The organism is Bradyrhizobium sp. 142 (assembly GCF_023074015.1).
Classification (GTDB): Bacteria; Pseudomonadota; Alphaproteobacteria; order Rhizobiales; family Xanthobacteraceae; genus Bradyrhizobium.
In genome coordinates this window covers 1-1,315 of the sequence record NZ_JADPKQ010000353.1, presented here as the reverse complement: position 1 = coordinate 1,315, position 1,315 = coordinate 1, and the positions used below count along the sequence as shown (strand labels likewise).

General features: G+C 61.1%; 1 protein-coding gene. It reads right to left on the bottom strand.

The genetic code is table 11. The features are described 5' to 3' along the window. Positions 1-831: transposase (locus tag IVA82_RS32955; RefSeq protein WP_247493699.1), on the bottom strand; the 831-nt coding region annotated here is incomplete at its 3' end. Positions 832-1,315 lie beyond the last annotated feature (484 nt).

The window sequence follows — 1,315 nt, the reverse complement described above, 5'->3', positions numbered from 1 at the left end:
AGCCCGGTCAAGGCCAAGCCTTGCGGTGGCCGCAAGTGCGGCCAGCCTTGACCGCCCCTGCGCGCGGCGGCTGCAAGATTGATGGCCGGGACGGAAGAATGGGCCTGCGGCGCGGCCGAACAAAAGAATGGACGCACGCGATTTCCAGCAAGCGTCATCTCGATAATGAAAAAATCGCTTGTCCATCTCATCCGTCGTCCGCAAGTGTTTCCAGTGCTCGGCCGGGAAGTCGTAGAATGCGAGCAGCGTGTCTCGATCCTTGCTCAGGCAGTCGGCCGCCTTCTCGTATTTCAGCGCGTAGCTCTCGATGAAGGCGTCGAACGCCAGCTCGGCGGCGACCTTCGTTTCAGCCATCCAGATCTCCTGCAACGCGCGCTTGGCTTTCTGCTGCTGGCTCTTCGGCAGCTTGGCGAGCACGTTTGCAGTCTTGTGTACCCAGCAGCGCTGCTCGCGCGTTTTCGGCCAGATCTCGCCGGCGGCTTTCCAGAAGCCGAGTGCGCCATCGGCGATGACGAGCCGCGGAGGCACGTCGAGCCCGCGCCGCTTCAGATCAAGCAGCAGATCGCGCCAGTCGTGCGCGCTCTCGCGGGCACCATCGGTGAAGCCGACCAGTTCCTTGCGGCCTTCCTCGCGCTCCGGCAGGTGGCCGTGGCGGACGACGCGCTGGTGACCGTCTGCGGTCTTCAAATCGGCATGCTGGCCGAGAAAGTCTGCGACCTCGGCTTCGACCGCCTTGGCGAGAAGGGCACGTGCCCCGCTGCGCAAGACTTCTGTGAGTTGGTCGTCGAAGATTCCTGGCTGAATCAGCTGGATGACGTTATCGTTGGACACGGCATATCGCTCCTTCGGTGGAGAAGTGGAGGCGTCAAGCACCCCCACGATATGCCGCCTTCCCGATTCCCGCCGTCACCAACTTTGGGCGATAGCTCTCTTCCGCCTTGGGCATGGCGCTGTCGTTTTCCGCTCTGCCGCGCACCCTGGCGCGAGGGTTTTCCAATTCGGAGCGCTGAGAAGTGAGCCATTCGAGGTGCTCATACAGCAGCGCAGCGGCGTCGACGGTTGGAGTTCGGTGTTCACGCATGTTGCAGAAGCCCCACTCCGACGCTTGAAGGCTCGGACCATGGTCCGGTACTGGACCAATCGGAAATGATGCAACCACGCTAAAGTGCTGCGAGGTCGTTCCCGCATTTACATATGTGAAACCGTTTGTTCGCTTTAGCAGTCTGCTGAAAAACCCCCTCGCCACGGAGGGGGTCTGATGATTCACTTTATCATCTCGAATCGGTGGAGACGATCATGCGCGGCAGATTTATGG